Source organism: Ideonella alba, assembly GCF_018069875.1.
GTDB lineage: Bacteria > Pseudomonadota > Gammaproteobacteria > Burkholderiales > Burkholderiaceae_C > Ideonella > Ideonella alba.
Genome location: NZ_JAGQDF010000005.1, coordinates 165,217 through 187,927 on the forward strand (window position 1 = coordinate 165,217; position 22,711 = coordinate 187,927).

Here is a 22,711-nt window from a genome sequence, read left to right on the forward strand (position 1 = left end):
CTCTGAAATCTAACAGTTTTGCCTGTCACCGTGGGTCCGATTCCGGTCTGATGCGTCATATCGCGTCAGATTGCAGCATCTTCCTGGGGATCACCCCGATGACCGGGCCCCTGAAGGGGGTCTGGCGGGCGGTGACGGGCTGGTGGCACACGCTTTGCAGATTTGATGCCTGACCCCCGCCCCCTCAGGGCTATTCCGCAGCCCCATGCCAATCCAGGAGACAGGCCCCATGTTCCGCCCCACCTTCCGCCCCCGCACCCCCTCACGCACGCTGCTGGCCTGTGTCCTCTCGCTGGCTGCGGCCGGCGCCTGGGCCCATGGCGACGTCACGCCGCAGGCCGTCGACACGCATGAACTGCCGCAGCTGGGCAGCGAGTGGCGCAGCGAGAACCCCTTCCGGGGCAACGACATCGCGATCCGCATCGGCACCTCGGCCTACAACCAGAACTGCGCCCGCTGCCATGGCCTGGAGGCCATCTCCGGCGGCATCGCGCCGGACCTGCGCAAGCTGGACAACGAGTGCGCCACGCTGGCGGTGCCGGCCAAGAAGGCGGCCTGCGTGAAGGACGTCGACGAGTACATGACCACCACCGTGCGCCGCGGCCGCACGCGCAACGGCGCGGTCTACATGCCCCCGTTCGAGGGCGTGCTGAACCAGGAAGCCATCTGGGCGATCAAGTCCTACCTGGAAAGCCGCCGCGAGAAGCCGCTCTGATGAGCCGCCATCTTCCGACCCGCCTGACCCGGCGCGACTGGCTGGCGGCTTCGGCCGCCGCCACGCTGTCGGCCGCCGCGCCCCTGCGCGCCCAGGAAGCCCCGGCGCTGGAGCGCCTGCGTGCCCGCGGCAGCCTGATCGTCGGCGTCTACCAGGACCTGCCGCCGTTCCACGTGGCCGGCCGCGGCATCGAGGTCGACCTGGCCGGTGCGCTGGCCGCGGCGCTGGGCCTGAAGCTCTCGCTGCTGCCCTTCCAGGCCGGCGAGGACATGGGCGATGACCTGCGCAACATGGTCTGGAAAGGCCATTACCTGGGCTTCGGCCCGGCCGACGTGATGCTGCACGTGCCGGTGGATCGGCCGTTGATGGACAAGAGCCCGCAGGTCAAGATCCTGGCGCCGTACTGGCGCGAGCGGGTGATGGTGGCGCGCGACCTGAAGGCGCTGCCCAACCTGGACTCGCTCGACCCGCTGCTGGGCAAGGCGGTGGCCGTGCCGGGCCAGTCGCTGGCCGGCTGGCTGCTGATCGGAGCCGAGGGCGGCCGCTACCGCGACAGCCTGCGCACCAAGTACGCCGACGGCGTAGAGGCGGCGCAGGCGCTGGCGCGTGGCGAGGTGGTGGCCGCCGCCGGTCACCTGAGCGAGCTGGAATCGACGCTGGGTGGCGACGAGCGCTTCGCGATCGAGCCGCTGCCGCTGCCGCGCATGAAGGACGGCTGGGCGGTGGGCATGGCGGTCAAGGCCGCGTCCACCGATCTGGCGCAGGCGCTGCAGGCCGCGGTGAACACGCTGGCCGACAACGGCGAGCTCAGCCGCATCTTTGCCGCGGGCAAGCTGCGCTGGCGCCGGCCCTGACCCCCTGAGGCCGAGCCATCGGCAAGCCAATGACAAGGCCCGGCATGGCCGGGCCTTGTTCATGGTGCGGACCGCTTCAGACGCCCGGCAACTTGTAGTCCTTGAACTGCTCGCGCAGCTTGAGCTTCTGCATCTTGCCGGTGGCGGTGTGCGGGATCTCGTCGACGAAGGCCACGTCGTCCGGGATCTGCCACTTGGCGATGCGGCCATCGAAGAAGGCCAGCATCTCCTCGCGCGTGAGCGTGGCGCCGGGCTTGCGCACCACCACCAGCAGCGGGCGCTCGTCCCACTTCGGGTGCTTGGCGGCGATCGCGGCGGCCTCGTGCACGGCCGGATGGGCCATGGCGATGTTCTCCAGGTCGATCGAGCTGATCCACTCGCCGCCCGACTTGATCACGTCCTTGCTGCGGTCGGTGATCTGCATGAAGCCGTCGGCGTCGATCGTCGCCACGTCGCCGGTGGGGAACCAGCCGGGCTCGCCATCGACCTCGACCAGCGGCGAGACGCGCAGGTTGAAGTAGCTGTTGATGACCCACTGGCCCTTGACCACCAGGTTGCCCGAGGCCTGGCCGTCCCAGGGCAGGGCGTGGCCGGCCTCGTCGATGATGGCCATGTCGATGCCATAGATGGCGCGGCCCTGCTTCTCCAGCAGGCGCTGCTGCGCCTCGCGGTCCAGGCCGTCGTGCTTGCTCTTGAGCTTGGACAGCGTGCCCAGCGGGCTCAGCTCGGTCATGCCCCAGGCATGCACCACCTCGACGCCGAAGTCCTCCTGCAGCGTCTTCATCATCGCCGGCGGGCAGGCCGAGCCGCCGATCACGGTGCGCTTGAAGCTGCTGAACTTCAGGCCGTTGGCCTTCATGAAGGTGATCAGGCCCAGCCACACCGTGGGCACGCCGGCCGAGAAGCTGACCTTCTCGGCCTCGAACAGCTCGTAGAGCGACTTGCCGTCGAGGTGCGGTCCGGGCATCACCAGCTTGGCGCCGACCAGCGCCGCGGTGTAGGGGATGCCCCAGGCGTTGACGTGGAACATCGGCACCACCGGCAGGATCACCTCGCGGCTGGAGCAGTCCATCGCGTCGGGCAACGCCGCGCCATAGGCGTGCAGCACGGTGGAGCGGTGGCTGTAGACCGCGCCCTTGGGGTTGCCGGTGGTGCCCGAGGTGTAGCAGATCGTGCAGGCGGTGTTCTCATCGAACACGGGCCAGCGGTAGTCGCCGTCTTCGGCCTCGACCAGTTCCTCGTAGCACAGCAGGTTCGGCACGGTGGTGGCCGCCGGCATGTGGGCGCGGTCGGTCATCAGCACGAAATGGCGCACGGTCTTGAGTTCACCGGCCAGCTTCTCGATCAGCGGCAGGAAGCTGAGGTCGAAGCACAGCACGCCGTCGGCCGCGTCGTTGGCGATCCAGGCGATCTGCTCGGGGAACAGGCGCGGGTTGATGGTGTGCGTGACCAGCTGCGAGCCGGCGCTGGCGTAGTAGATCTCCAGGTGGCGGTAGCCATTCCAGGCCAGCGTGGCGATGCGCTCGCCGGGCTGGCAGCCCAGGCGGGCGAAGGCCTGGGCCAGTTGGCGGGCCCGCTGTTCCAGCGCCGACCAGGTGGTGCGGTGGATGTCGCCCTCCACGCGCTTGGAGACGATCTCGGTGTCGGCCGCGTGCCGCGCCGCATGCTTCAGCAGCGACGAGATCATCAGCGGCATGCTCATCATCTGGCCCATCAAGGCGCTCATGGCGGTCTCCTGTCCTGTCTCGGGGAAATACTCCAAGGCGCATCATAGGCAGCCGGATGGGCGCTGCCGGTCCGGACAGGCCCCAATGTCCTGACGTCGCGCAAGAGACTGCGCCGCTGCCTACACTGTGCTTTTTGCCACGCCCGCGCCATGACCAAGCCGCACGACGATCCTGCGTACCCGGTGCGCCAGTCCGACGAGGAATGGCGTCGCCAGCTCGACCCCACCCAGTACGCGGTGGCGCGCCATGCCGCCACCGAGCGGGCCTTCACCGGCCTGTACTGGAACCACTGGGAGCCCGGCGTGTACCGCTGCGTCGGCTGCCAGGAGCCGCTGTTCGCCTCCGACACCAAGTTCGACGCCGGCTGCGGCTGGCCCAGCTACTGGCAGCCGATCGACCCGGCGCGCGTCGAGCGCCTGGTGGACCGCTCGCACGGCATGGTGCGGGTGGAGGTGCGCTGCGCCCGCTGCGGCAGCCACCTGGGCCACGTGTTCGACGACGGCCCGGCGCCCACCGGCGAGCGCTTCTGCATCAACTCGGCGGCGATACACTTCGGCACCGATCCCGACCCCGCCTGATGAAGCTGCTGCTCGACTTCCTGCCGCTGATCCTGTTCTTCACCACCTTCAAGTTCGCTGAAGGGCACAAGGACGCGGCCGCGGAGTTCGCCACCGGCCACGTGGGCATGCTCACCTCGGGCGGTGTGGTCACGCCCGACCAGGCGCCCATGCTGCTGGCCACGCTGGTGGCGATTGCCGCCACGCTGCTGACCGTCGCCTGGTTGCGCCTGCGGGGCCGGCCCGTCGAGCCGATGACCTGGATCACGCTGGCCATGGTCACGGTGCTGGGCGGGCTGACCGTGTGGTTCCACGACGAGACCTTCATCAAGTGGAAACCCACCGGCGTGTACTGGGCACTGGCGGCCGTCTACTGGGGCAGCGCGGCCCTGGGCAAGAACCTGCTGGCGCTGGCACTGGGCGGCCAGCTGCGGCTGCCGGCCCCGGCCTGGGCGGCGCTGAACCGGGCCTGGATCCTGTTCTTCGTGGCCATGGGCCTGCTCAACATCGCCGTGGCCTACACCGTGTCCACCCCCACCTGGGTCAACTTCAAGGTCTTTGGCGCCACCGGGCTGATGGTGGCCTTCATCGTCGGCCAGACGGTGTGGATCAGCAAGGCCTGGCCCGATGCCGCGGCCGAGGAGTCCACCGGCGATGGCCCCACTGCCTGAGCATGTCCGCGCCGACGAGGTCGACGCCGCGCTGACCCGGCAACTGGCGCCCACCGCGCTGGTCGTGCGTGACGACAGCGCCGCCCACGCCGGCCATGCCGGCGCCCGTGAGGGCAGCCACCTGCACGTGACGATCGTCAGCGCGCGCTTTGACGGCCTGGGCCGGCTGGCCCGCCACCGCCTTGTGTATGATGCCCTGCGCGAGCTGATCCCGCGGGGTATCCACGCCCTGGCCATCGACGCCCGCACCCCCGCCGAGGCCGGCCCCGGCTCTTCCTGATCCCCCCTTCTCTCCAGCTACATGAAACTCAAGTCCTCCGTCGTGCTGGCCGCTGCGGCCATGATCCTGCCGCTGGCCGCCATGGCGCAGAACGTGGCCATCGTCAATGGCAAGGCCGTGCCCAAGGCCCGCCTGACCACGCTGCTGCAACAGGCCGCCCGTGCCGGCCAGCCGGTGCCGCCCGAGATGGAATCGCGCGCCCGCGACGAGGTGGTGCTGCGCGAGATCTACGCCCAGGAAGCCGAGAAGCGCGGCGTCGCCGCCAGCGCCGAGTTCAAGGCACAGATGGAACTGGCCCGCCAGAGCGTGCTGATCCGCGAGCTGTTCGCCGACTTCCAGAAGAAGAACCCGCCCAGCGAGGCCGATGCCAAGGCCGAATACGACCGCGTCAAGGCCCAGCAGTCGGGCACCGAGTACCGCGCCCGCCACATCCTGGTCGAGAAGGAAGACGACGCCAAGCGCCTGATCGCCGAGATCAAGGGCGGCGCGAAGTTCGAGGACGTGGCCAAGAAGAACTCCAAGGACCCGGGCTCGGCCGAGAACGGCGGCGACCTGGACTTCGCCAAGCCCGACACCTACGTGCCCGAGTTCGGCAAGGCCATGATGGCGCTGAAGAAGGGCGAGATGACCGCCGAGCCGGTGAAGTCGCAGTTCGGCTGGCACATCATCCGCCTGGAAGACACCCGCGAAGCCCAGTTCCCGGCCTTCGAGGACGTCAAGGCCCAGCTGATGCAACGCGCCTCGCAGGTCAAGCTGCAGGCCTACCAGGACCAGCTGCGCAAGGCCGCGAAGACCGACTACAAGTTCTCGCAGGAATAAGCCACGCCGGCGCCCGCTGGCGCCGCGTGACAGCACAGGCCGCCCACCGGGCGGCCTATGTCATTGTGGGCCGCCCACCGGGCGGCCCGTGTCACTCAGGGGGGCCTCAGGCCGCCAGCGGCTCGGTGCGGGCGAGCAGCCAGGCCAGCGCGTCACCACTGACGCGCGGCGCCAGGCGCTCGCGCACGGTGGCGTGGTAGGCGTTGAGCCAGGCGATCTCATCGGCGCGCATCAGGGCCGGCTCGACCAGGCGGGTGTCGATCGGGCACAGCGTCAGGGTCTCGAACTGCAGGAACTCGCCGAACTCGCTGGCCGGTGCGGGCACCGTCAGCAGCAGATTCTCGATGCGCACGCCCCAGCGCCCCGGGCGGTAGATGCCGGGCTCGTTGGAGGTGATCATGCCGGCGCGCATCGCCATCTGGGGCGCGACCACGGCCTTGCTGATGGTCTGCGGGCCCTCGTGCACATTGAGGAAGTAGCCCACGCCGTGGCCGGTGCCGTGGAAGTACTCGCAGCTCTCAGCCCACAGCGGCGCCCGGGCCAGGGTGTCGAGCATCGGGCCTGGCGTGCCGGCCGGGAAGCGGGCCCGCGACAGGTTCATCATGCCCTGCAGCACGCGGGTGAAGTCGCGGCGATGGTCGGCTGTCACCGTGCCAATCGGCCAGACGCGGGTGATGTCGGTGGTGCCGCCCAGGTACTGGCCACCGGAGTCGATCAGCAGCAGGCCGTGGCCCTCGATCACCGCATGCGATTCGGGCAGCGCACGGTAGTGCGGCATCGCGCCGTTGGCATTGAAGCCGGCGATCGTGGAGAAACTCAGTCCGACGAAATTCGCACGCTTGGCGCGCTCGGCACTGAGCTTCTCGTCCACCGTCAGCTCGGTGATGCGCTCGCCCCGTGCCATCGCCGCCTCGAACCAGGCGTAGAAGGCGCACATCGCGGCGCCGTCCTCGGCCATGGCCTCACGGACCTGGGCGATCTCGGCCTCGGTCTTGCGGCCCTTGGCCAGGGTGCTGGGATTGATCGCCTCGATGACCCGCACGGGGGCCGGCACCGCCTCGCGCAGGCCCAGCGTGACGCGCTTGGGGTCGACCAGCAGCACGGCCTCGGGCGGCAGCGCGGCGATCTGGGCGGCGGCCTGGCCATAGTCGGCCAGCAGCACGCCGTCGGCCGCCAGCTGGTCGGCCAGCTCCGGCGCCACCTTGCCGGCACCGACAAACAGCGTGGCGCGGGCCGGCGCGATCAGCAGGTGGGCCAGCAGGATCGGGTTGTACTCGACGTCCGAGCCGCGCAGGTTGGTGATCCAGGCGATGTCGTCAACGGTGGACACCAGGTGGTGGCTGGCGCCCAGCGTGCCCATGTCGGCGCGCACCCGGGCCAGCTTGTCAGCACGCGACACCGGCGCGAACGATGCCGGGTGCTCATACACCGGCGCCGAGGGCAGGCCCGGCCGCTCGGGCCAGGCGCCGGCCAGCGGGTCGGTGTCGGTGCGCAGCGTGATGCCGGCCTCGTCGCAGACCTCGCGCAGCGCCTTGGCGTCGGCCAGGCCCAGCACCTGGGCATCGACGCCCAGGGCCTCGCCGCGCTGCAGGTGCGTGCGGATCCATTCAAGATGATTCGCCGAGGTGCCGGTGGGGATCTTCTCGAGCACGATGCCGCTGCCGGCCAGCTCGGTCTCGGCCTGTTCCCAGTAGCGCGCATCGGCGAACAGCGCGGCCTCGCGCAGCGTCACCACCAGCGTGCCCATCGAGCCGGTGAAGCCCGAGAACCAGGCCCGCCCCTGCCAGTGCTCCGGCAGGTATTCGCTGAGGTGCGGGTCGCTGGAGGGGACCAGCGCGGCTTGCAGGCCCAGGCGGGCGAGGTGTTCGCGCAGGCGGTCGATGCGCAGGCGAGCGGGCGAGGTTCGGGTGTCCATGGTGAGGCTCCGCGGTCGGGGAGGTCGGGCCCGGGTGGGGCCGCCTCCGGGGGCAAAACGGCGATTCTAGGAGGGCGCGCTCAAGCCGGCGCCAGCAGGGTCTCGAAGCGGTCGGCCGGCACCGCCGGACTGCTCAGGAAGCCCTGGTAGTGGTGGCAGCCCTGGGCACGCAGCCAGTCGAGCTGGCCGGTGGTCTCGACGCCCTCGGCCACGATCTGCAGCTCCAGCACCTTGCACATCGAGATGATCAACTCGGCGATCGCGGGGCGGGTTTCCAGCTGGTTGACGAAGCTGCGGTCGATCTTCAGGCAGTCCAGCGGGAACCGCTCGAGGTAGGCGAGGTTGGAGTAGCCGGTCCCGAAGTCGTCGATCGCGATGCGCAGGCCGCGGCGGTTCAGCGCGTCGAGCTGGCCCAGCATCGCCGCGTCCTCGCCCAGCAGCAGCGACTCGGTGATCTCCATCTCCAGCGCCTGCGGCGGGCAGCCGGAATCCAGCAGCACCTGGTCCATGGTCTCGACCAGGGCCTGGGACTGGATCTGCCGGGCCGAGAAGTTGACCGACACCGTCAGCGCGTGGCCACGCTGGTGCCACAGCGCCGCCTGGCGCGCGGCCTGCTCGAGCACCCAGCGGCCCAGCGGCAGGATCAGCCCGGTGTCCTCGCAGATCGGGATGAACTCGCCAGGCAGCACCAACCCGCGGGTGGGGTGGCGCCAGCGCACCAAGGCTTCGGCGCCGACCACCTGGCGCGTGCCCGCGTCCAGCCGCGGTTGGTAGTGGACGACGAACTCACCGCGGTCAAAGGCCTGCAGCAGCTCGCTCTCCAGCGTCAGGCGCCGGCCGGCCTCGACCGCCAGGTCGGCGGAGTAGAAGGCCATCTGGTCACCGCCCAGCCGCTTGGCGCGGTACATCGCCATGTCGGCGTTGCGCATCAGGGTGGCCACGTCGTCGCCATCGGCCGGGAACAGGCTGACGCCCAGGCTGGGCGTGACCCGCACCGAGGTGCTGCCCAGGCGGATCACCTGCGACACCGCCTCGCGCAGGCGCAGGCCCAGGCGGCGCACATGGGTGACCACATCGTCGTCACTGACCAGGATCAGGAACTCGTCGCCGCTCAGGCGCACCACCTGGTCGCCCGCGCGCAGGGTGTGGCGCAGGCGGCGCGCGACCTCGATCAGCAGGCGGTCACCGGCCTCGTGGCCCAGCGAGTCGTTGACGTGCTTGAAACGGTCCAGGTCCAGAAAGATCATCGCCGCCTGGCGGCCGATGCTGCGGATCTCTTCCAGCAGCGCCGGAAACTGCAGGTTGACGTGGTTGCGGTTGGGCAGGTTGGTCAGGGGGTCGCGCTCGGCCAGTCGCTGCGCCTGGCGCTGCGCGGCCTTGACCGCGCTGACATCGGTCTCGCTGACCAGCCAGGCCTCGCGGCCGGTCACCGCGTCCAGGCAGCGGCGGGCCGTCAGGTCGTGCCAGCGCCGGCCATGGATGGTCTGCACCTGGGCCACCATCTGGTGCTCGCCGCGGCTGCTCAGGGCCTCGCGCAGGGTCAGCTGGTCGGCTGCCGACACCAGGTGCTGGTCCATGGTCTGGTGCGGTGCCGCGGTGGTGGCACGTGCTGCCGGGTTGCGGTAGAGCGCGGCCCCCGAGCTGTCGTACAGGGTGATCTGCACCGAGGTGTGCATCAGGGCGTCGGCGCTGCGCAGGGTGTCCACATCCAGCGTGGGCATGGGCAAGGATTCGCACAGGCAGGCCAGTTGCCCGTCCTCCAGGCGCATGCCGCTGAAGCGGATCTGCACCGTCACGGGCACGCCCCGCGGGTGCAGGGTCCAGATCTCCTGGAACTCCCGGGTGGGTTCGGCCTCGATGTCGCGCTGGTACTGGCGCAGGCGCTTGTCGACCGCGGGCGACATGTCGGCGCCCAGGGCGCGTGAGCACAGTTCCTGCAGCGACTCGGCGCGCCAGAGCGTCAGGCCGGCCGCATTGGCCCAGGCCACACGCTGGCGATCGAAGTCGTAGAGCCAGATGGGGTGACCCAGGCGCTCGAAGGCGTCCAGCGCGGAGCTGTGCACGCTCAGCGGCGCCTGAACGGTGTCGATGCCGCAGGCGCTCGCTCGATCCTGGTGGGGGCCTGGTGTGTCCATGCAGTGTGGACGGCCGCACAACTGCTTCGGCCGTCCTCTGCGGAAAGCATAGCCCAGTCTGGGCGACCGTACGCCCGGATCAGCGGCTGAATTCAGCCACAGTCCGGGGACGCGGTCACAGTTCGGTGCGCAAGCGCCAGATTTCCGGGAACAGCACGGTGTCCAGCATCTGGCGCAGGTAGCTGATGCCGCCGGTGCCACCGGTGCCGCGCTTGAAGCCGATCACCCGCTCGACGGTGGTCAGGTGGCGGAAGCGCCACAGGCGGAAGGCGTCCTCCAGGTCGGTCAGCTCCTCGCCCAGCTGGTACAGATCCCAGTGGGCGGACGGGTCGCGGTAGACCGTCAGCCAGGCCTGCTCCACCGCGTCCGACGGGCTGTAGGGCAGGGTCCAGTCGCGCTCCAGGTGGCTGGCGGGAACCGGGAGGCCGCGCCGGGCCAGCAGCCGCAGCGCCTCGTCGTACAGGCCCGGGGCGCGCCAGGCGGTTTCGACGATGGCCAGCAGGTCCGGCCGGTGGGCGTGCGGCTTGAGCATGGCCGCGTTCTTGTTGCCCAGCGAGAACTCGATGCAGCGGTACTGCCAGCTCTGGAAGCCGCTGGAGTGGCCCAGATACGGGCGGATCGCCGAGTACTCCGGGGGCGTCATCGTTGCCAGCACGTCCCAGGCGTGCACCAGCTGCTCCATGATCTTCGAGACCCGCGCCAGCATCTTGAAGGCGGGGGGCAGCTCGTCACGGGCGATCGCGCCGACGGCCGCACGCAGCTCGTGCAGCATCAGCTTCATCCACAGCTCCGAGGTCTGGTGCTGGACGATGAAGAGCATCTCGTTGTGGTCGGGCGACAGCGGCTTCTGCGCGTTCAGCACGGCGTCGAGCTGCAGGTAGTCGCCATAGCTCATGTCGCCGGCGAAATCGAGCTGCGCGCCCTCGGTGGCGACGATGGCTTCGCCGCGCGGCGCGGCCGGTTCGCTGTGGTACGGGCAGGTCATGTCACGGCTCCCTTGTGCATGAAGCGGGCCTCGCGCCAGCTGGCGCGGGCCAGGATGTCGGCCAGCGCGTCGATGGCGTCGTAGACGTCGACGAAACGGGTGTACAGCGGCGTGAAGCCGAAGCGCAGCAGGTGGGGCTCGGCGGCCGTGCCGTCGCCGGCGCGGTAGTCGCCGATCACGCCGCGGTCGATCAGGGCCTGCATCACCGCGTAGCCGTCGATCGAGCCGTCCGGGGACACGCCCAGCGAGACCTGGCTGCCGCGCTGCGCGGCGTCCAGCGGCGTGTGGATCGTCAGGCCGCTGCCGCCCAGGCGCTGGCGCACCAGCGCGATGAACAGCTCGGACAGCGCCACCGACTTGGCGCGCAGCGCCGCCATGCCGCCCAGCGGCTCGGCCGCCAGCAGGGTGTCGACGCCGCACTCCAGCGCGCTCATGCCGATGATCGGCGGCGTGCCGCAGAGGAAGCGGCCGATGCCCGGCGCCGGCCGGTAGCCGGGCTCGAAGACGAAGGGCGCGGCGTGGCCCATCCAGCCCGACAGCGGCTGCCAGAAGCGCTCGGCGTGGCGCGGGTGCACCCAGCAGAACGCGGGGGCGCCGGGGCCGCCGTTGAGGTACTTGTAGCCGCAGCCCACGGCGAAGTCGGCGTTGGCGCCGTTGAGGTCCACCGGCACCGCGCCGGCCGAGTGCGCCAGGTCCCACAGCATCAGCGCGCCGGCGGCGTGCGCCTGGGCGGTGACGGCGGCCATGTCGGCCATGCGGCCGCTGCGGTAGTTGACCTGGGTGAGCATCAGCACCGCCACGTCGGGGCCCAGGCGCGCCGGGATGGCGTCGATGTCCAGCAGCTCCAGCGTCATGCCGTGCTGCGCCGCCACCGACTCGGCGATGTAGAGGTCGGTGGGGAAGTTGCTGCGCTCGGAGACGATCACCGTGCGCGCCGGGTCGTCGGTACGGGCGATCTGCGCGGCGGCGCTGAGCACCTTGAACAGGTTGACCGAGGTGGAATCGGCCACCACCAGCTCGCCGGACTTCGCCCCCACCAGGCGGCCGATCTTGTCGCCCACGCGCTGCGGCAGGGTGATCCAGCCGGCGGTGTTCCAGCTGCGGATCAGGCCGCTGCCCCATTCTTCGGTCACCACCTGCTGCACGCGTGCAGCGGTGGCCGCCGGCAGCACGCCCAGCGAGTTGCCGTCCAGGTAGTTGACGCCCTCGGGCAGCGCGAACTGGGCGCGCAGCGGGGCCAGCGGGTCGGCCGCATCGTGCGCGGCGCAGGTGGCGCGGGTGATCGGTTCGGTCATCGGCAGGTCTCCAGGGTCACAGGGGCCGCAGCACGGCACGCACCGGCGAGGCGCAGGCGCCGGCCAGCTTCAGCGGCAGAGCGATCAGTTCGTAGTCGCCCGCGGGCACGGCGTCGAGCACCAGGTTCTCCAGCACCCGCAGGTCATGGCGGCGCAGCACCTGGTGGGCGTCCAGGGTCTTGCTGTCGGCCGGGTCCACCGAGGGCGTGTCGATGCCCACCAGCCGCACGCCGCGTTCGGCCAGCCAGGCCAGCGCCTCGGGGGCATAGGCACTGAAGTCGGGGTTCCAGACCGTGTCGGCGCGCTCGCAGGTGCGCACCAGCACACGCGGCGGCAGGCCGGATTCGGCGTGGCGCATGTGTTCGATGGTGACGAGCGGTCCGCAGCCGATGGCGTGGATCACCCGGCAGGGGCCGAGGTACGCGTCCAGCGGCACCTGGTCGATCGCAGGCGCATCGTGGGCGTAGTGCAGCGGCGCGTCGGCGTGCGCGCCGATGTGCGGCGACAGCGTCAGCGCGCTCAGGTTGACCGGGCAGCCGGAGCCCAGGCGGGCGGTCCAGCGCAGGGCATAGGGCTCGTCGCCGGGGAAGATCGGGGCGGCGGCATGGACGGTGGGCGAGATGTCGATCAGGCTCATGGGGGCGGCACGCTAAGGCGATTCGGGGCGGCGTGGTGTCGGTTATTTCCAACGGCGGCTCAGGCCGGGCGCGCCAGGTGGTGGCGCAACTGGCCCAGCAACTCGTAGAGGCGCTGCTGGTCGCGCACCGGCACGCCGTCGAACAGCGCGCGCACCCATTGCTCATGCTCCACCGCCATCGCGGCGAAGTCGCGTCGGCCCTGCTCGCTCAGCCGCACGCGCCAGGACCGGCCGTCCTCGGGGTCGGGCTGGCGCTCCACCAGGCCCTCGCCCTCCAGCTGCGTGGTCAGGCCGGTGACGTTGCCACCGGTCACCATCAGGTAGCGCGACAGCGCGCTCATGCGCAGGCCGTCGGGGTGGCGTTCCAGCTGGGCCAGGTAGTCGAAGCGCGCCAGCGTGGTGCCGAAGCGCTCGCGCAGCCGGGTGCGGATCTCCTGCTCCACCTGGGTGGTCAGCGACAGCAGGCGCAGCCAGGTGCGCACGGCCAGGTGGTCGTCGGCGTCGGCACGGGCTTCCAGGCCGATCTGGTGCTCGTCGAGGGCAGGGTTCTTCATGGGTGGCAGACCTCTCAGGGTTTTAATTTACTTCAGTTCTAAAGCTTTAGGACTAAACTAAAACCCGCATTCGGAGGAACGAGCGCATGAAGATCGTCTGCATCGGCGGCGGCCCCGCCGGCCTGTACTTCGCACTGCTGATGAAGCAGCTCAACCCGGCGCACCAGATCCAGGTGGTCGAGCGCAACCGGCCCTACGACACCTTCGGCTGGGGCGTGGTCTTCTCCGATGCCACGATGGACAACATGCGCCAGTGGGACGCGGTGACCGCCGACGAGATCCAGCAGGCCTTCAACCACTGGGACGACATCGAGCTGCTGTTCAAGGGCCGCACGATCCGCTCCGGCGGCCATGGCTTCGTGGGCATCGGCCGCAAGAAGCTGCTCAACATCCTGCAGGCGCGCTGCGAGGCGCTGGGGGTGGAGCTGGTGTTCGAGACCGAGGCCGAGTCCGACCTCGACTACCCCGACGCCGACCTGGTCATCGCCAGCGACGGCATCAATTCCCGGGTGCGCAGCCAGTACGCCGAGGTCTTCCGCCCCGACATCGTGGTGCGCCCCAACCGCTACATCTGGCTGGGCACCCAGCGCCTCTACGACGCCTTCACCTTTGATTTCCAGCGCACCGAGCACGGCTGGTTCCAGGCCCACATCTACAAGTTCGACGACACGACCAGCACCTTCATCGTCGAGTGCCCCGAACACGTCTGGCTGGCGCACGGCCTGGACAAGGCCGACCCGGCCGACTCGATCGCCTTCTGCGAGCGCCTGTTCGCCGACAACCTGCAGGGCGAGAAGCTGCTGAGCAACGCGCGCCACCTGCGCGGCTCGGCGTGGCTGAACTTCCAGCGCGTGGTCTGCGAGCAGTGGTGGCTGAAGAACCGCCACGGCAGCCACGTCGTGCTGATGGGCGACGCCGTGCACACCGCGCATTTCGCGATCGGCTCGGGCACCAAGCTGGCGCTGGAGGATGCGATCGAGCTGGTGCGGCAGTTCAAGCTGCTGGGCGACGACCCCGCGCAGATCGGCGCGGTGCTGGCCAGCTACCAGGCGGCGCGCAGCATCGAGACCCTGCGCATCCAGAACGCCGCCTGGAACGCGATGGAATGGTTCGAGGTCTGCGGTGCGCGCTACTGCGACCAGCTCGAGCCCGAGCAGTTCATGTACTCGATGCTGACGCGCAGCCAGCGCATCAGCCACGAGAACCTGCGCCTGCGCGATGCCGGCTGGCTGGAAGGCTACGAGCGCTGGTTCGCCGAGCGCGCCCAGGCGGCACTGGCGGGCGGCGCCGCGCAGCCGGCAACGCTGCAGCCAGCGGCGCTGAAGCCCGTGCCGCCGATGTTCACGCCGTGGCGCGTGCGCGACCTGCGGCTGAAGAACCGCGTGGTGGTCTCGCCGATGGCCCAGTACAGCGCGGTGGACGGCGTGGTGGGCGACTACCACCTGGTCCACCTGGGCGCCCGCGCCCTGGGCGGCGCCGCGCTGGTGATGGCCGAGATGACCTGCACCAGCCCCGAGGCGCGCATCACCCCCGGCTGCCCGGGCCTGTGGAACGACGCCCAGGCGCAGGCCTGGGGTCGCATCGTGCAGTGGGTGCATGCGAACAGCGACGCTGCGATCGGCGTGCAGATCGGCCACGCCGGCCCCAAGGGCTCGACCTGCGTGCCCTGGCAGGGCGCTGGCATGGACCGGTCGCTGCCCGACGGGAACTGGGGCCTGCTGGCCGCCAGCGCCCGGCCCTACCTGCCCGATGGCCAGGTGCCGCGCGCGATGAGCCGCGCCGACATGGACCGCGTGAAGACCGACTTCATCGCCGCCGCCGGCCGCGCCGCCGAGGCCGGCTTCGACTGGCTGGAACTGCACTGCGCGCACGGTTACCTGCTGTCCAGCTTCATCTCACCGCTGACCAACCACCGCGACGACGAGTACGGCGGCTCGCTGGCCAACCGGCTGCGCTATCCGCTGGAGGTGTGTGCGGCGGTGCGCGGCGCCTGGCCGGCGGACCGGCCGATGTCGGTGCGCATCTCGGCCCACGACTGGGTGGATGGCGGCCTCACGCCGGCCGATGCGGTGGAGGTGGCGCGCGCCTTCAAGGCGGCGGGGGCCGACCTGATCGACGTGTCCTCCGGCCAGGTCTCGCCCGACCAGAAGCCCACCTACGGCCGCATGTACCAGACGCCGTTCGCCGACCGCATCCGCCAGGAGGCGGGCATCGCCACGATGGCGGTGGGCGCGATCAGCGAAGCCGACCACGTCAATTCGATCATCGCCGCCGGCCGCGCCGACCTGTGCGCCGTGGGCCGCCCGCACCTGGCCAACCCGGCGTGGACGCTGGCCGAGGCGGCGCGCATCGGCCACACGCCGATCGCCTGGCCAAAGCAGCTGGTGTCGGGCAAGTCGCAGATGGAAGCGCTGGCGCTGCGCGCGGCGCAGGCGCAGAAGTGATGAGCCAGCACATCGTCATCACCGGCGCGGCGCGCGGCATCGGCGCGGCGATCGCGCGGACGCTGGCTGCCGACGGCCACCGGCTCACGCTGCTCGGCCGCCGGCTGGACAGCCTGCAGGCGCTGGCCGCCACGCTGCCCGGCCGCCATCACTGCGCCGCGGCCGACGTGGCCGACGAGGCCCAGGTGCAGGCGGCGTTCGACGGCGCCCGCGCGGCACTGGGCCCGGTCTGGGGCCTGGTCAACAACGCCGGCCAGGCCGAGAGTGCGCCGCTGCACCGCACCTCCACCGAGCTGTGGCAGCGCATGCTGGCGGTCAACCTGACCGGCAGCTTCCTGTGCAGCCGTGCTGCGCTGGCCGACCTGCGCCTTGCCGGCCAGGGGCGCATCGTCAACATCGCCAGCACCGCCGGCCAGCGTGGCTATGCCTATGTCGCCGCCTACACCGCCGCCAAGCACGGCGTGGTGGGCCTGACGCGCTCGATGGCGCTGGAGCTGGCGCCCACCGGCATCACCGTCAACGCGGTGTGCCCCGGCTACACCGAGACCGACATCCTGCTGGAGAGCGTGGCCAACGTGGTGGCCAAGACCGGCCGCACGCCCGAGCAGGCGCGCGCCGAGTTCGCCGCCAGCAACCCGCAGCGCCGCCTGGTGCAGCCCGCCGAAGTGGCCGACGCGGTGCGCTGGCTGCTGGGAGACGGCGCCAGCGCGATCACCGGCCAATGCATCTCCGTCAGCGGCGGCGAAGTCATGTGAAAGACCGACCATGAGCAACACGACCTCCACCGACATCGACCCCGGCCTGCTCGCCGGCAACCGCCGCGCACTGGCCGGTTACGCCGCCACCCACTTCCGCTGGGACGTGCAGGGCGCCGTGGCCACCATCACGCTCAACCGCCCCGAGCGCAAGAACCCGCTGACCTTCGAGAGCTATGCCGAGCTGCGCGACCTGTTCCGGGCGCTGAAGTACGCCAGTGACATCCACGCGGTGGTGCTGGCGGGTGCGGGCGACAACTTCTGTTCGGGCGGCGATGTGCACGAGATCATCGGTCCGCTGGTGCGCCTGGCCGCGCCCGAGCTGCTGATGTTCACGCGCATGACCGGCGACCTGGTGGCGGCGATGCGCGCCTGCCCGCAGCCCATCGTCGCGGCGCTCGACGGCGTCTGCGCGGGCGCCGGCGCGATCATGGCGATGGCCTCGGACCTGCGCCTGGGCACCGCGCGCAGCAAGACCGCCTTCCTGTTCAACCGGGTGGGCCTGGCGGGCTGCGACATGGGGGCCTGCGCCATCCTGCCGCGCATCGTCGGCCAGGGCCGCGCCAGCGAGCTGCTCTACAGCGGCCGCGCACTGGGCGGCGAGGAAGGCGAACGCTGGGGCTGGCTGAACCGCCTGGTGGCGCCCGAGGCGCTGCTGGCCGACGCCCAGGCGCTGGCCGCCAGCCTGTGCGAGGGCCCCACCTTCGCCAATGGCATCACCAAGACCATGCTCCACCAGGAGTGGGCGATGACCGTGGACCAGGCGATCGAGGCCGAGGCCCAGGCCCAGGCGCTGTGCATGCTGACCAACGACTTCCGGCGCGCCTACGAGGCCTTTGCCGCGAAGCAGAAGCCGGTTTTCCAGGGGAACTGAACCATGGCCGACACCGCCTACCTAGACTGGCCGTTCCTGGAGGACCGCCACCGCCAGCTGGCGCGCGAGCTGGACCGCTGGGCGCAGGTGAACCTCGCGCACGCGCATGGCCCGGATGTCGACGCCGAATGCCGCGCGCTGGTGCGATCGCTGGGCGCCGCGGGCTGGCTGCGCCATGCCGTGGGCGGCACCTCGCATGGCGGGGCCGCCGAGGTGATCGACACCCGCAGCATCTGCCTGATCCGGGAGACGCTGGCGCGCCACGCCGGGCTGGCCGACTTCGCCTTCGCGATGCAGGGCCTGGGCTCCGGCGCGATCAGCCTGGCCGGCTCGGCCGAGCAGCGCGCCGCCTGGCTGCCGAAGGTGGCCGCCGGCGAGGCGATCAGCGCCTTCGCGCTGTCCGAGTCCGAGGCCGGCTCCGATGTGGCGGCGCTGGCCTGCGCTGCCCGTGCGGATGGCGACCACTATGTGATCGACGGCGAGAAGACCTGGATCAGCAATGGCGGCATCGCCGATGTCTATGTGGTCTTCGCCCGCACCGGCGAGGCGCCCGGCGCGCGAGGCATCAGTGCCTTCATCGTGCCGGCCGGCACGCCCGGCTTCGAGATCGCCGAGCGCATCGACGTCATCGCGCCGCACCCGCTGGCGCGGCTGCGCTTCACGGCCTGCCGCGTGCCGGCCAGTGCCCGCATCGGCGCCCCGGACGAGGGCTTCAAGGTGGCGATGCGCACGCTGGACGTGTTCCGCACTTCGGTGGCGGCGGCGGCGCTGGGCTTTGCCCGTCGGGCGCTGGACGAAGGCCTGCAGCGGGCCACCACGCGTCGGATGTTCGGCGGCGTGCTGGCCGACTTCCAGCTGACCCAGGCCAGGCTGGCCCAGATGGCCACCACCATCGACTCGGCCGCGCTGCTGACCTACCGCGCCGCCTGGCAGCGCGATCAGGGCCGCAACGTCACCCGCGAGGCCGCGATGGCCAAGATGGTGGCCACCGAAGGCGCGCAGCAGGTGATCGACGCCGCGGTGCAGCTGTGGGGCGGGCTGGGCGTGGTCAGCGAGCAGCCGGTGGAACGCCTGTACCGCGAGATCCGCTCGCTGCGCATCTACGAAGGGGCGACCGAGGTGCAGCAACTCATCATCGCCCGCGAACTGCTGAAGGAGGTGAGTGCATGATCCGCAGCGGCCATGTCGACACGTTTGCGCGCGACCACCTGCCCGCGCCCGAGGCGCAGCCCGCCTTCCTGTTCGAGCTGCCCGAGCTGCAGTTTCCCGAGCGCCTGAACTGCGCCACCGAGCTGCTCGACCGTCACGTGGCCGAAGGCCGCGGAGACCGGGTGGTGATCCGTGCCCCGGGGGGCCTGGTCTGGACCTACGCCGACCTGCAGGACAAGTCCAACCGCATTGCCCAGGTGCTGGTCCAGGACATGGGCCTGGTGCCGGGCAACCGTGTGCTGCTGCGTGCGCCGAACAACCCGATGCTGGCGGCCTGCTGGTTCGGCGTCATCAAGGCCGGCGGCATCGCGGTGGCGACGATGCCCCTGCTTCGCGCCAAGGAGCTCAAGGCCATCATCGACAAGGGCCAGGTCACGCATGCGCTGTGCGACGCCCAACTGGCCGAGGAGCTGGCGCTGGCCCGGCCCGAGGTGCCGGTGCTGCGCGCGGTGCGCCACTTCAACGCGGACAGCCCCGATGGGCTGGAAGCGGCCATGGCGCGCCACAGCGGCCACTTCGACAACGTGGACACCGCGGCCGACGATTGCTGCATCTTCGCCTTCACCTCGGGCACCACCGGCGTGCCCAAGGCGACGATGCATTTCCACCGCGACGTGATGGCCGCCTGCGCCTGCTTCCCGCGCCACATCCTGCGTCCGCAGCCCGACGACGTCTTCATCGGCAGCCCGCCGCTGGCTTTCACCTTCGGCCTGGGCGGCCTGCTGCTGTTCCCGATGACGGTGGGTGCCAGCACGGTGCTGCTGGAGAAGGCCGGGCCGCCGCAGCTGCTGGAGGCCATCCAGGCCTTTGGCGCCAGCACGCTGTTCACCGCGCCCACCTCCTACCGCACGCTGGCGGCCCGCGGCCACGAGCTGCGCAAGACGCCGCTGCGCCAGTGCGTGTCGGCCGGCGAGGCGCTGCCCGCGGCCACCCGCGCGCAGTGGAAGGAGGCCACCGGCATCGAGCTGATCGACGGCATCGGCGCCACCGAGATGCTGCACATCTTCATCTCGGCCGATGAGGCCCACAGCCGCCCCGGCGCCACCGGCCGCGCGATCCCCGGCTACCGCGCCAAGGTGATCGACGAGGCCGGCCGCACCTGCCCGCCCGGCGTGGTGGGCAAGCTGGCGGTGCAGGGCCCCACCGGTTGCCGCTACCTGGATGACGAGCGTCAGGCCGGCTATGTCAAGGACGGCTGGAACCTCACCGGCGACGCCTACCTGATGGACGCCGACGGCTACTTCTTCTACCAGGCGCGCACCGACGACATGATCATCTCGGCCGGCTACAACATCGCCAGCCCCGAGGTGGAAGAGGCGCTGATGCTGCACCCGGCGGTGGCCGAATGCGCGGTGATCGGCGTGCCCGACGACGAGCGCGGCCAGATCGTCAAGGCCTATGTGGTGCTGCGGCCTGGCCAGGTCGAGAGTGCCGAGATGGCCCAGGCGCTGCAGGACCACGTCAAGCAGTCGATCGCCCCCTACAAGTACCCGCGGGCCGTGGAGTTCCGCGCCAGCCTGCCGCGCACCCAGACCGGCAAGCTGCAACGCTTCAAGCTGAAGGATCCGCAATGAGCAAGACCGTGCTGCAACCCGTGGGCTGGGCGGCGCCCAAGGGCTATGCGAACGGCGTGGCCGCCAGCGGCCGCACCATCTTCGTGGCCGGCCAGATCGGCTGGAACGCCGACAGCGTCTTCGAGAGCGATGACCTGGTCGACCAGGTGCGCCAGGCGCTGCTGAACGTGCGTGCGCTGCTGGCCGAGGCCGGCGCCGGCCCCGAACACATCTGCCGCATGACCTGGTACCTGACCGACAAGCGCGACTACCTGGCCCGCGCCGTCGACATCGGCCGCGCCTACCGCGAGGTGCTGGGCCGCGAGTTCGGCATCGCGATGACCGCGGTGCAGGTGGCCGCCCTGATCGAGAACCGGGCCAAGGTGGAGATCGAGGTGACTGCCGTCATCGGCTAGCCCGGCGGTGCTGCTCGACCGCCGCGACGAAGTCCTCCGGCGGTACCGCCTTCGACCACAGCCAGCCCTGTTGCAGGTGGCCGCCGCGCATCGCCAGCCAGTCGCGCTGGGCCGCGGTTTCCACGCCCTCGGCGATGACCTCGATCTCCAGCGCTCGGGCCATGCCGAACATTGCCTCGATCAGCGCCGCGTCGTCGGCCGCTGCCGGCAGGTCACGCACGAAGCCGCGGTCGATCTTCAAGCGGTCGGGTCGCACCAGCTTCAGCGCAGCCAGTGAGGAGTAGCCGGTGCCGAAGTCGTCCACCGCCAGCATCACCCCGCTGTGGCGCAGTGCGGCGACCGCCCGCAGCGCGCCCTCGCTGTCGTCGAGCAGCGTGCTCTCGGTCAGTTCCAGCGTCAGGCTGCCCGGGCGAAGACCGTAGCGATCGATCTCGGTGCGCACCGACTCGACGAACTCCGCCTCGCGCAACTGCAGTGCCGAGACGTTGATCGAGATCTGCAGCCCGCCCAGGCCCATGGCATGCCAGCGTGCCAGCTGCGCCGCCGCGGCACGCAGCACCCAGGCCCCCAGCGGGCGCACCAGGCCCGAGCTCTCGGCCACGCCGATGAAGGCATCGGGCATCAGCAGCCCGCGCTCAGGGTGCTGCCAGCGCACCAGCGCTTCGCCGCCGACCACCTGGCCGGTGCGCGCATCGACCACCGGCTGGTAGTGCAGGCGCAGCTGCTGCTGGTCGATGGCGGTGCGCAGCGCGCGCTCCAGGTCCATCCGCTGGCGCAGCAGCGCGTCCATGTCGGCGTGGTAGGCGGTGCCGCGGCCGCGGCCCTGCTCCTTGCTGCGGTACATCGCCACATCGGCGGCACGGCACAGCGCCTCGAAGTCCTCGCCGTCGTGCGGGAACAGCGCGTAGCCGATGCTGGCGCCCACACGCACCGGCTCGTCGGCCGCAGGCAGGTGCAGCGGCTGCGCCAGTGCCGCCACCACGCGCTGCGCGGCCAGCGTGGCGGTCTGGCTGTCGCGCTGGGTGTCGAACAGCGCCATGAACTCGTCGCCGCTGACGCGGCAGACCAGGTCCGATTCGCGCAGGGCCGAGCGGATGCGGGCAGCGGCGTGCACCAGCAACTCGTCGCCGGCGGCATGCCCCCAGCGGTCGTTGACCTGCTTGAAGTGGTCCAGGTCGATGAACATCAGACCCAGCTGGCCGCCCACCCGGCGCGCCCGGGCCGCCTCGCGGGCGAACAGCTCGCGCATCAGCGTGCGGTTGGGCAGGCCCGTCAGGTGGTCGAACATGGCCATGCGGTGCAGCTGCTCGTTCTTGCCCTCCAGCTCCTCGATCAGGCTGCGGATCTGTGCATGCACGGTGTTGAGGTGCTGCCCGAGCTGGCCGAGCTCATCGTTGGTCGACCATTCCTGCGGCGGCAAGGGTTCCCGCGCGGCGAGTTGCCCGGCCTGCGCCTTCAGACGGCCGATCGGCCGCAGCAGCCGCGCCGACAGCACGGCCGCCAGCACCGCCATGCCCACCAGCACCTGGATCGCCACCAGCGTGGCCAGCGAGGCGCGGCGCTGGGCCAGCTGCCGTTCGATCTCGCTGTCGTCGAAGCCCACGCGCAGGCGACCCACGTGCTGGCCCTCGTAGGTCAGCTCGGTGTCCAGCCAGGCGGCGACGGTGTCGGCCTGGCAACCCTGCTCGCGAACCAGCGGCGGCACGCCATGGCCTTCGGTGCCCGGGGGTTGCAGCTCGGAGACCTCGACCACACACACCGCCGGCAGCCGCAGCAGCTCACCCTGGATGGCGTGCAGCGCCGACACGTCCAGCGACCAGGCCGGCAGCGTCAGGCGGGTGGCGGCCAGCGTCAGCGTCGCCGAGCGGTCACGCTGCGCCTGCTGGCGCAGCGCATCGCGCGACTGCCACTGGTCCAGCGCCAGCAGCAGCAAGGCCGGCAGCAGCACGCCCGCCACGATGCCCAGCAGCACCGTGCCCCGGATCGACTGGATCGGCCACTTCATCAAGCGAGTATCGGTTGTGCGGACCGGGGCTGTAGGGCGCGCACCCGGCGTCGAGAGGTGTTCGTTGGCGTTGTGACGCCCCTGGCGAGGCGTCGAAACGCCGGTTCACGGCGGAGGGTCCCATCACTGGGTGTCCGTTGGCGTTGTGACGCCCCCGGCGGGGCGTCGAAACGCCGGTTCACGGCGGAGGGTCACATCACTGGGTGTTCGCTGGCGTTGTGACGCCCCTGGCGGGGCGTCGAAACGCCGGTTCACGGTGGAGGGTCACATCACTGGGTGTCCGTTGGCGTTGTGACGCCCCTGGCGGGGCG

The 22,711-nt window shown here is 70.7% G+C and carries 20 protein-coding genes; 12 read left to right on the top strand and 8 right to left on the bottom strand.

Annotation, left to right across the window (positions count from 1 at the left end; all coding sequences use genetic code 11):
- Positions 1-229: 229 nt before the first annotated feature.
- Together pedF and KAK07_RS10350 are read left to right on the top strand one after the other, a co-directional pair.
- Complete coding sequence (gene pedF / locus KAK07_RS10345; RefSeq protein WP_210855644.1) at positions 230-715, top strand: cytochrome c-550 PedF; 486 nt, start codon at positions 230-232, stop codon at positions 713-715.
- On the top strand, positions 715-1,569 hold the full coding sequence (locus KAK07_RS10350; RefSeq protein WP_210860608.1) for a substrate-binding periplasmic protein: 855 nt from the start codon (positions 715-717) through the stop codon (positions 1,567-1,569). Before pedF ends, KAK07_RS10350 begins: the two co-directional genes overlap by 1 nt.
- Positions 1,570-1,645: 76 nt before the next feature.
- Here the strand turns inward: KAK07_RS10350 and KAK07_RS10355 are convergent, their stop codons facing one another.
- Positions 1,646-3,295: a 3-(methylthio)propionyl-CoA ligase gene (locus KAK07_RS10355; RefSeq protein WP_210855648.1), complete on the bottom strand. Its 1,650-nt coding sequence runs from the start codon at positions 3,293-3,295 to the stop codon at positions 1,646-1,648.
- 150 nt (positions 3,296-3,445) lie between these two features.
- Between KAK07_RS10355 and msrB the strand changes: the two genes are divergently transcribed.
- From msrB to KAK07_RS10375, 4 genes are read left to right on the top strand one after another with little or no spacing between them, the layout of a single operon-like run.
- On the top strand, positions 3,446-3,874 hold the full coding sequence (gene msrB / locus KAK07_RS10360; protein ID WP_210855650.1) for a peptide-methionine (R)-S-oxide reductase MsrB: 429 nt from the start codon (positions 3,446-3,448) through the stop codon (positions 3,872-3,874).
- Positions 3,874-4,524 carry a septation protein A gene (locus tag KAK07_RS10365; RefSeq protein WP_210855653.1) on the top strand — a complete coding sequence of 217 codons (651 nt, stop codon included), beginning with the start codon at positions 3,874-3,876 and terminating at the stop codon, positions 4,522-4,524. Before msrB ends, KAK07_RS10365 begins: the two co-directional genes overlap by 1 nt.
- Positions 4,508-4,804, top strand: coding sequence for a BolA family protein (locus tag KAK07_RS10370; protein WP_210860609.1), 297 nt, complete (start codon positions 4,508-4,510; stop codon positions 4,802-4,804). The genes KAK07_RS10365 and KAK07_RS10370 overlap by 17 nt, the downstream gene beginning before the upstream one ends.
- A 21-nt stretch (positions 4,805-4,825) precedes the next feature.
- The gene (locus tag KAK07_RS10375; protein WP_210855656.1) at positions 4,826-5,623 is read left to right on the top strand and encodes a peptidylprolyl isomerase; all 798 of its coding nucleotides are present in this window, start codon (positions 4,826-4,828) and stop codon (positions 5,621-5,623) included.
- Between the two features lie 106 nt (positions 5,624-5,729).
- Here KAK07_RS10375 and KAK07_RS10380 read toward each other — a convergent pair whose 3' ends face one another.
- The 6 genes from KAK07_RS10380 to KAK07_RS10405 form a co-directional block, all read right to left on the bottom strand.
- Positions 5,730-7,538: an aminopeptidase P family protein gene (locus KAK07_RS10380; RefSeq protein WP_210860610.1), complete on the bottom strand. Its 1,809-nt coding sequence runs from the start codon at positions 7,536-7,538 to the stop codon at positions 5,730-5,732.
- Positions 7,539-7,618: 80 nt separating this feature from the next.
- Positions 7,619-9,673, bottom strand: a complete 2,055-nt coding sequence (locus KAK07_RS10385) for a putative bifunctional diguanylate cyclase/phosphodiesterase (RefSeq protein WP_210860611.1) — start codon at positions 9,671-9,673, stop codon at positions 7,619-7,621.
- A gap of 115 nt (positions 9,674-9,788) precedes the next feature.
- Positions 9,789-10,658 (bottom strand): tryptophan 2,3-dioxygenase, encoded by an 870-nt coding sequence (gene kynA, locus KAK07_RS10390; RefSeq protein WP_210855662.1) that lies wholly within the window; start codon positions 10,656-10,658, stop codon positions 9,789-9,791.
- Positions 10,655-11,953, bottom strand: coding sequence for a kynureninase (gene kynU, locus KAK07_RS10395; protein ID WP_210860612.1), 1,299 nt, complete (start codon positions 11,951-11,953; stop codon positions 10,655-10,657). Before kynU ends, kynA begins: the two co-directional genes overlap by 4 nt.
- Positions 11,954-11,969: 16 nt before the next feature.
- Positions 11,970-12,590 (bottom strand): arylformamidase, encoded by a 621-nt coding sequence (gene kynB, locus KAK07_RS10400; RefSeq protein ID WP_210860613.1) that lies wholly within the window; start codon positions 12,588-12,590, stop codon positions 11,970-11,972.
- A gap of 59 nt (positions 12,591-12,649) precedes the next feature.
- Positions 12,650-13,144, bottom strand: coding sequence for a MarR family winged helix-turn-helix transcriptional regulator (locus tag KAK07_RS10405; RefSeq protein WP_210855668.1), 495 nt, complete (start codon positions 13,142-13,144; stop codon positions 12,650-12,652).
- Between the two features lie 86 nt (positions 13,145-13,230).
- Here KAK07_RS10405 and KAK07_RS10410 point away from each other — a divergent pair, with 86 nt between their 5' ends.
- Genes KAK07_RS10410 through KAK07_RS10435 form a run of 6 tightly spaced genes read left to right on the top strand, consistent with a single transcriptional unit; the run spans position 13,231 to position 20,395 of the window.
- Positions 13,231-15,588, top strand: coding sequence for a bifunctional salicylyl-CoA 5-hydroxylase/oxidoreductase (locus tag KAK07_RS10410; protein WP_210860614.1), 2,358 nt, complete (start codon positions 13,231-13,233; stop codon positions 15,586-15,588).
- Entirely contained in the window at positions 15,588-16,343 is a 756-nt protein-coding gene (locus KAK07_RS10415; protein WP_210860615.1) for an SDR family NAD(P)-dependent oxidoreductase, read from the top strand. The genes KAK07_RS10410 and KAK07_RS10415 overlap by 1 nt, the downstream gene beginning before the upstream one ends.
- Before the next feature lie 10 nt (positions 16,344-16,353).
- Positions 16,354-17,217 (top strand): enoyl-CoA hydratase family protein, encoded by an 864-nt coding sequence (locus KAK07_RS10420; RefSeq protein ID WP_210855674.1) that lies wholly within the window; start codon positions 16,354-16,356, stop codon positions 17,215-17,217.
- A gap of 3 nt (positions 17,218-17,220) precedes the next feature.
- Positions 17,221-18,387 (top strand): acyl-CoA dehydrogenase family protein, encoded by a 1,167-nt coding sequence (locus KAK07_RS10425; RefSeq protein WP_210860616.1) that lies wholly within the window; start codon positions 17,221-17,223, stop codon positions 18,385-18,387.
- Positions 18,384-20,000, top strand: a complete 1,617-nt coding sequence (locus tag KAK07_RS10430) for an AMP-binding protein (protein ID WP_210860618.1) — start codon at positions 18,384-18,386, stop codon at positions 19,998-20,000. Before KAK07_RS10425 ends, KAK07_RS10430 begins: the two co-directional genes overlap by 4 nt.
- The gene (locus tag KAK07_RS10435; RefSeq protein ID WP_210860620.1) at positions 19,997-20,395 is read left to right on the top strand and encodes a RidA family protein; all 399 of its coding nucleotides are present in this window, start codon (positions 19,997-19,999) and stop codon (positions 20,393-20,395) included. The genes KAK07_RS10430 and KAK07_RS10435 overlap by 4 nt, the downstream gene beginning before the upstream one ends.
- Here KAK07_RS10435 and KAK07_RS10440 read toward each other — a convergent pair.
- Positions 20,385-22,400 (bottom strand): putative bifunctional diguanylate cyclase/phosphodiesterase, encoded by a 2,016-nt coding sequence (locus tag KAK07_RS10440; protein ID WP_210860622.1) that lies wholly within the window; start codon positions 22,398-22,400, stop codon positions 20,385-20,387. The genes KAK07_RS10435 and KAK07_RS10440 overlap by 11 nt on opposite strands.
- Positions 22,401-22,711 lie beyond the last annotated feature (311 nt).

Bases quoted from the DNA above. Each gene is read 5' to 3' on its own strand.
- pedF (WP_210855644.1), top strand. From the start codon at position 230: ATGTTCCGCCCCACCTTCCGCCCCCGCACCCCCTCACGCACGCTGCTG.
- KAK07_RS10350 (WP_210860608.1), top strand. From the start codon at position 715: ATGAGCCGCCATCTTCCGACCCGCCTGACCCGGCGCGACTGGCTGGCG.
- KAK07_RS10355 (WP_210855648.1), bottom strand. From the start codon at position 3,295: ATGAGCGCCTTGATGGGCCAGATGATGAGCATGCCGCTGATGATCTCG.
- msrB (WP_210855650.1), top strand. From the start codon at position 3,446: ATGACCAAGCCGCACGACGATCCTGCGTACCCGGTGCGCCAGTCCGAC.
- KAK07_RS10365 (WP_210855653.1), top strand. From the start codon at position 3,874: ATGAAGCTGCTGCTCGACTTCCTGCCGCTGATCCTGTTCTTCACCACC.
- KAK07_RS10370 (WP_210860609.1), top strand. From the start codon at position 4,508: ATGGCCCCACTGCCTGAGCATGTCCGCGCCGACGAGGTCGACGCCGCG.
- KAK07_RS10375 (WP_210855656.1), top strand. From the start codon at position 4,826: ATGAAACTCAAGTCCTCCGTCGTGCTGGCCGCTGCGGCCATGATCCTG.
- KAK07_RS10380 (WP_210860610.1), bottom strand. From the start codon at position 7,538: ATGGACACCCGAACCTCGCCCGCTCGCCTGCGCATCGACCGCCTGCGC.
- KAK07_RS10385 (WP_210860611.1), bottom strand. From the start codon at position 9,673: ATGGACACACCAGGCCCCCACCAGGATCGAGCGAGCGCCTGCGGCATC.
- kynA (WP_210855662.1), bottom strand. From the start codon at position 10,658: ATGACCTGCCCGTACCACAGCGAACCGGCCGCGCCGCGCGGCGAAGCC.
- kynU (WP_210860612.1), bottom strand. From the start codon at position 11,953: ATGACCGAACCGATCACCCGCGCCACCTGCGCCGCGCACGATGCGGCC.
- kynB (WP_210860613.1), bottom strand. From the start codon at position 12,590: ATGAGCCTGATCGACATCTCGCCCACCGTCCATGCCGCCGCCCCGATC.
- KAK07_RS10405 (WP_210855668.1), bottom strand. From the start codon at position 13,144: ATGAAGAACCCTGCCCTCGACGAGCACCAGATCGGCCTGGAAGCCCGT.
- KAK07_RS10410 (WP_210860614.1), top strand. From the start codon at position 13,231: ATGAAGATCGTCTGCATCGGCGGCGGCCCCGCCGGCCTGTACTTCGCA.
- KAK07_RS10415 (WP_210860615.1), top strand. From the start codon at position 15,588: ATGAGCCAGCACATCGTCATCACCGGCGCGGCGCGCGGCATCGGCGCG.
- KAK07_RS10420 (WP_210855674.1), top strand. From the start codon at position 16,354: ATGAGCAACACGACCTCCACCGACATCGACCCCGGCCTGCTCGCCGGC.
- KAK07_RS10425 (WP_210860616.1), top strand. From the start codon at position 17,221: ATGGCCGACACCGCCTACCTAGACTGGCCGTTCCTGGAGGACCGCCAC.
- KAK07_RS10430 (WP_210860618.1), top strand. From the start codon at position 18,384: ATGATCCGCAGCGGCCATGTCGACACGTTTGCGCGCGACCACCTGCCC.
- KAK07_RS10435 (WP_210860620.1), top strand. From the start codon at position 19,997: ATGAGCAAGACCGTGCTGCAACCCGTGGGCTGGGCGGCGCCCAAGGGC.
- KAK07_RS10440 (WP_210860622.1), bottom strand. From the start codon at position 22,400: ATGAAGTGGCCGATCCAGTCGATCCGGGGCACGGTGCTGCTGGGCATC.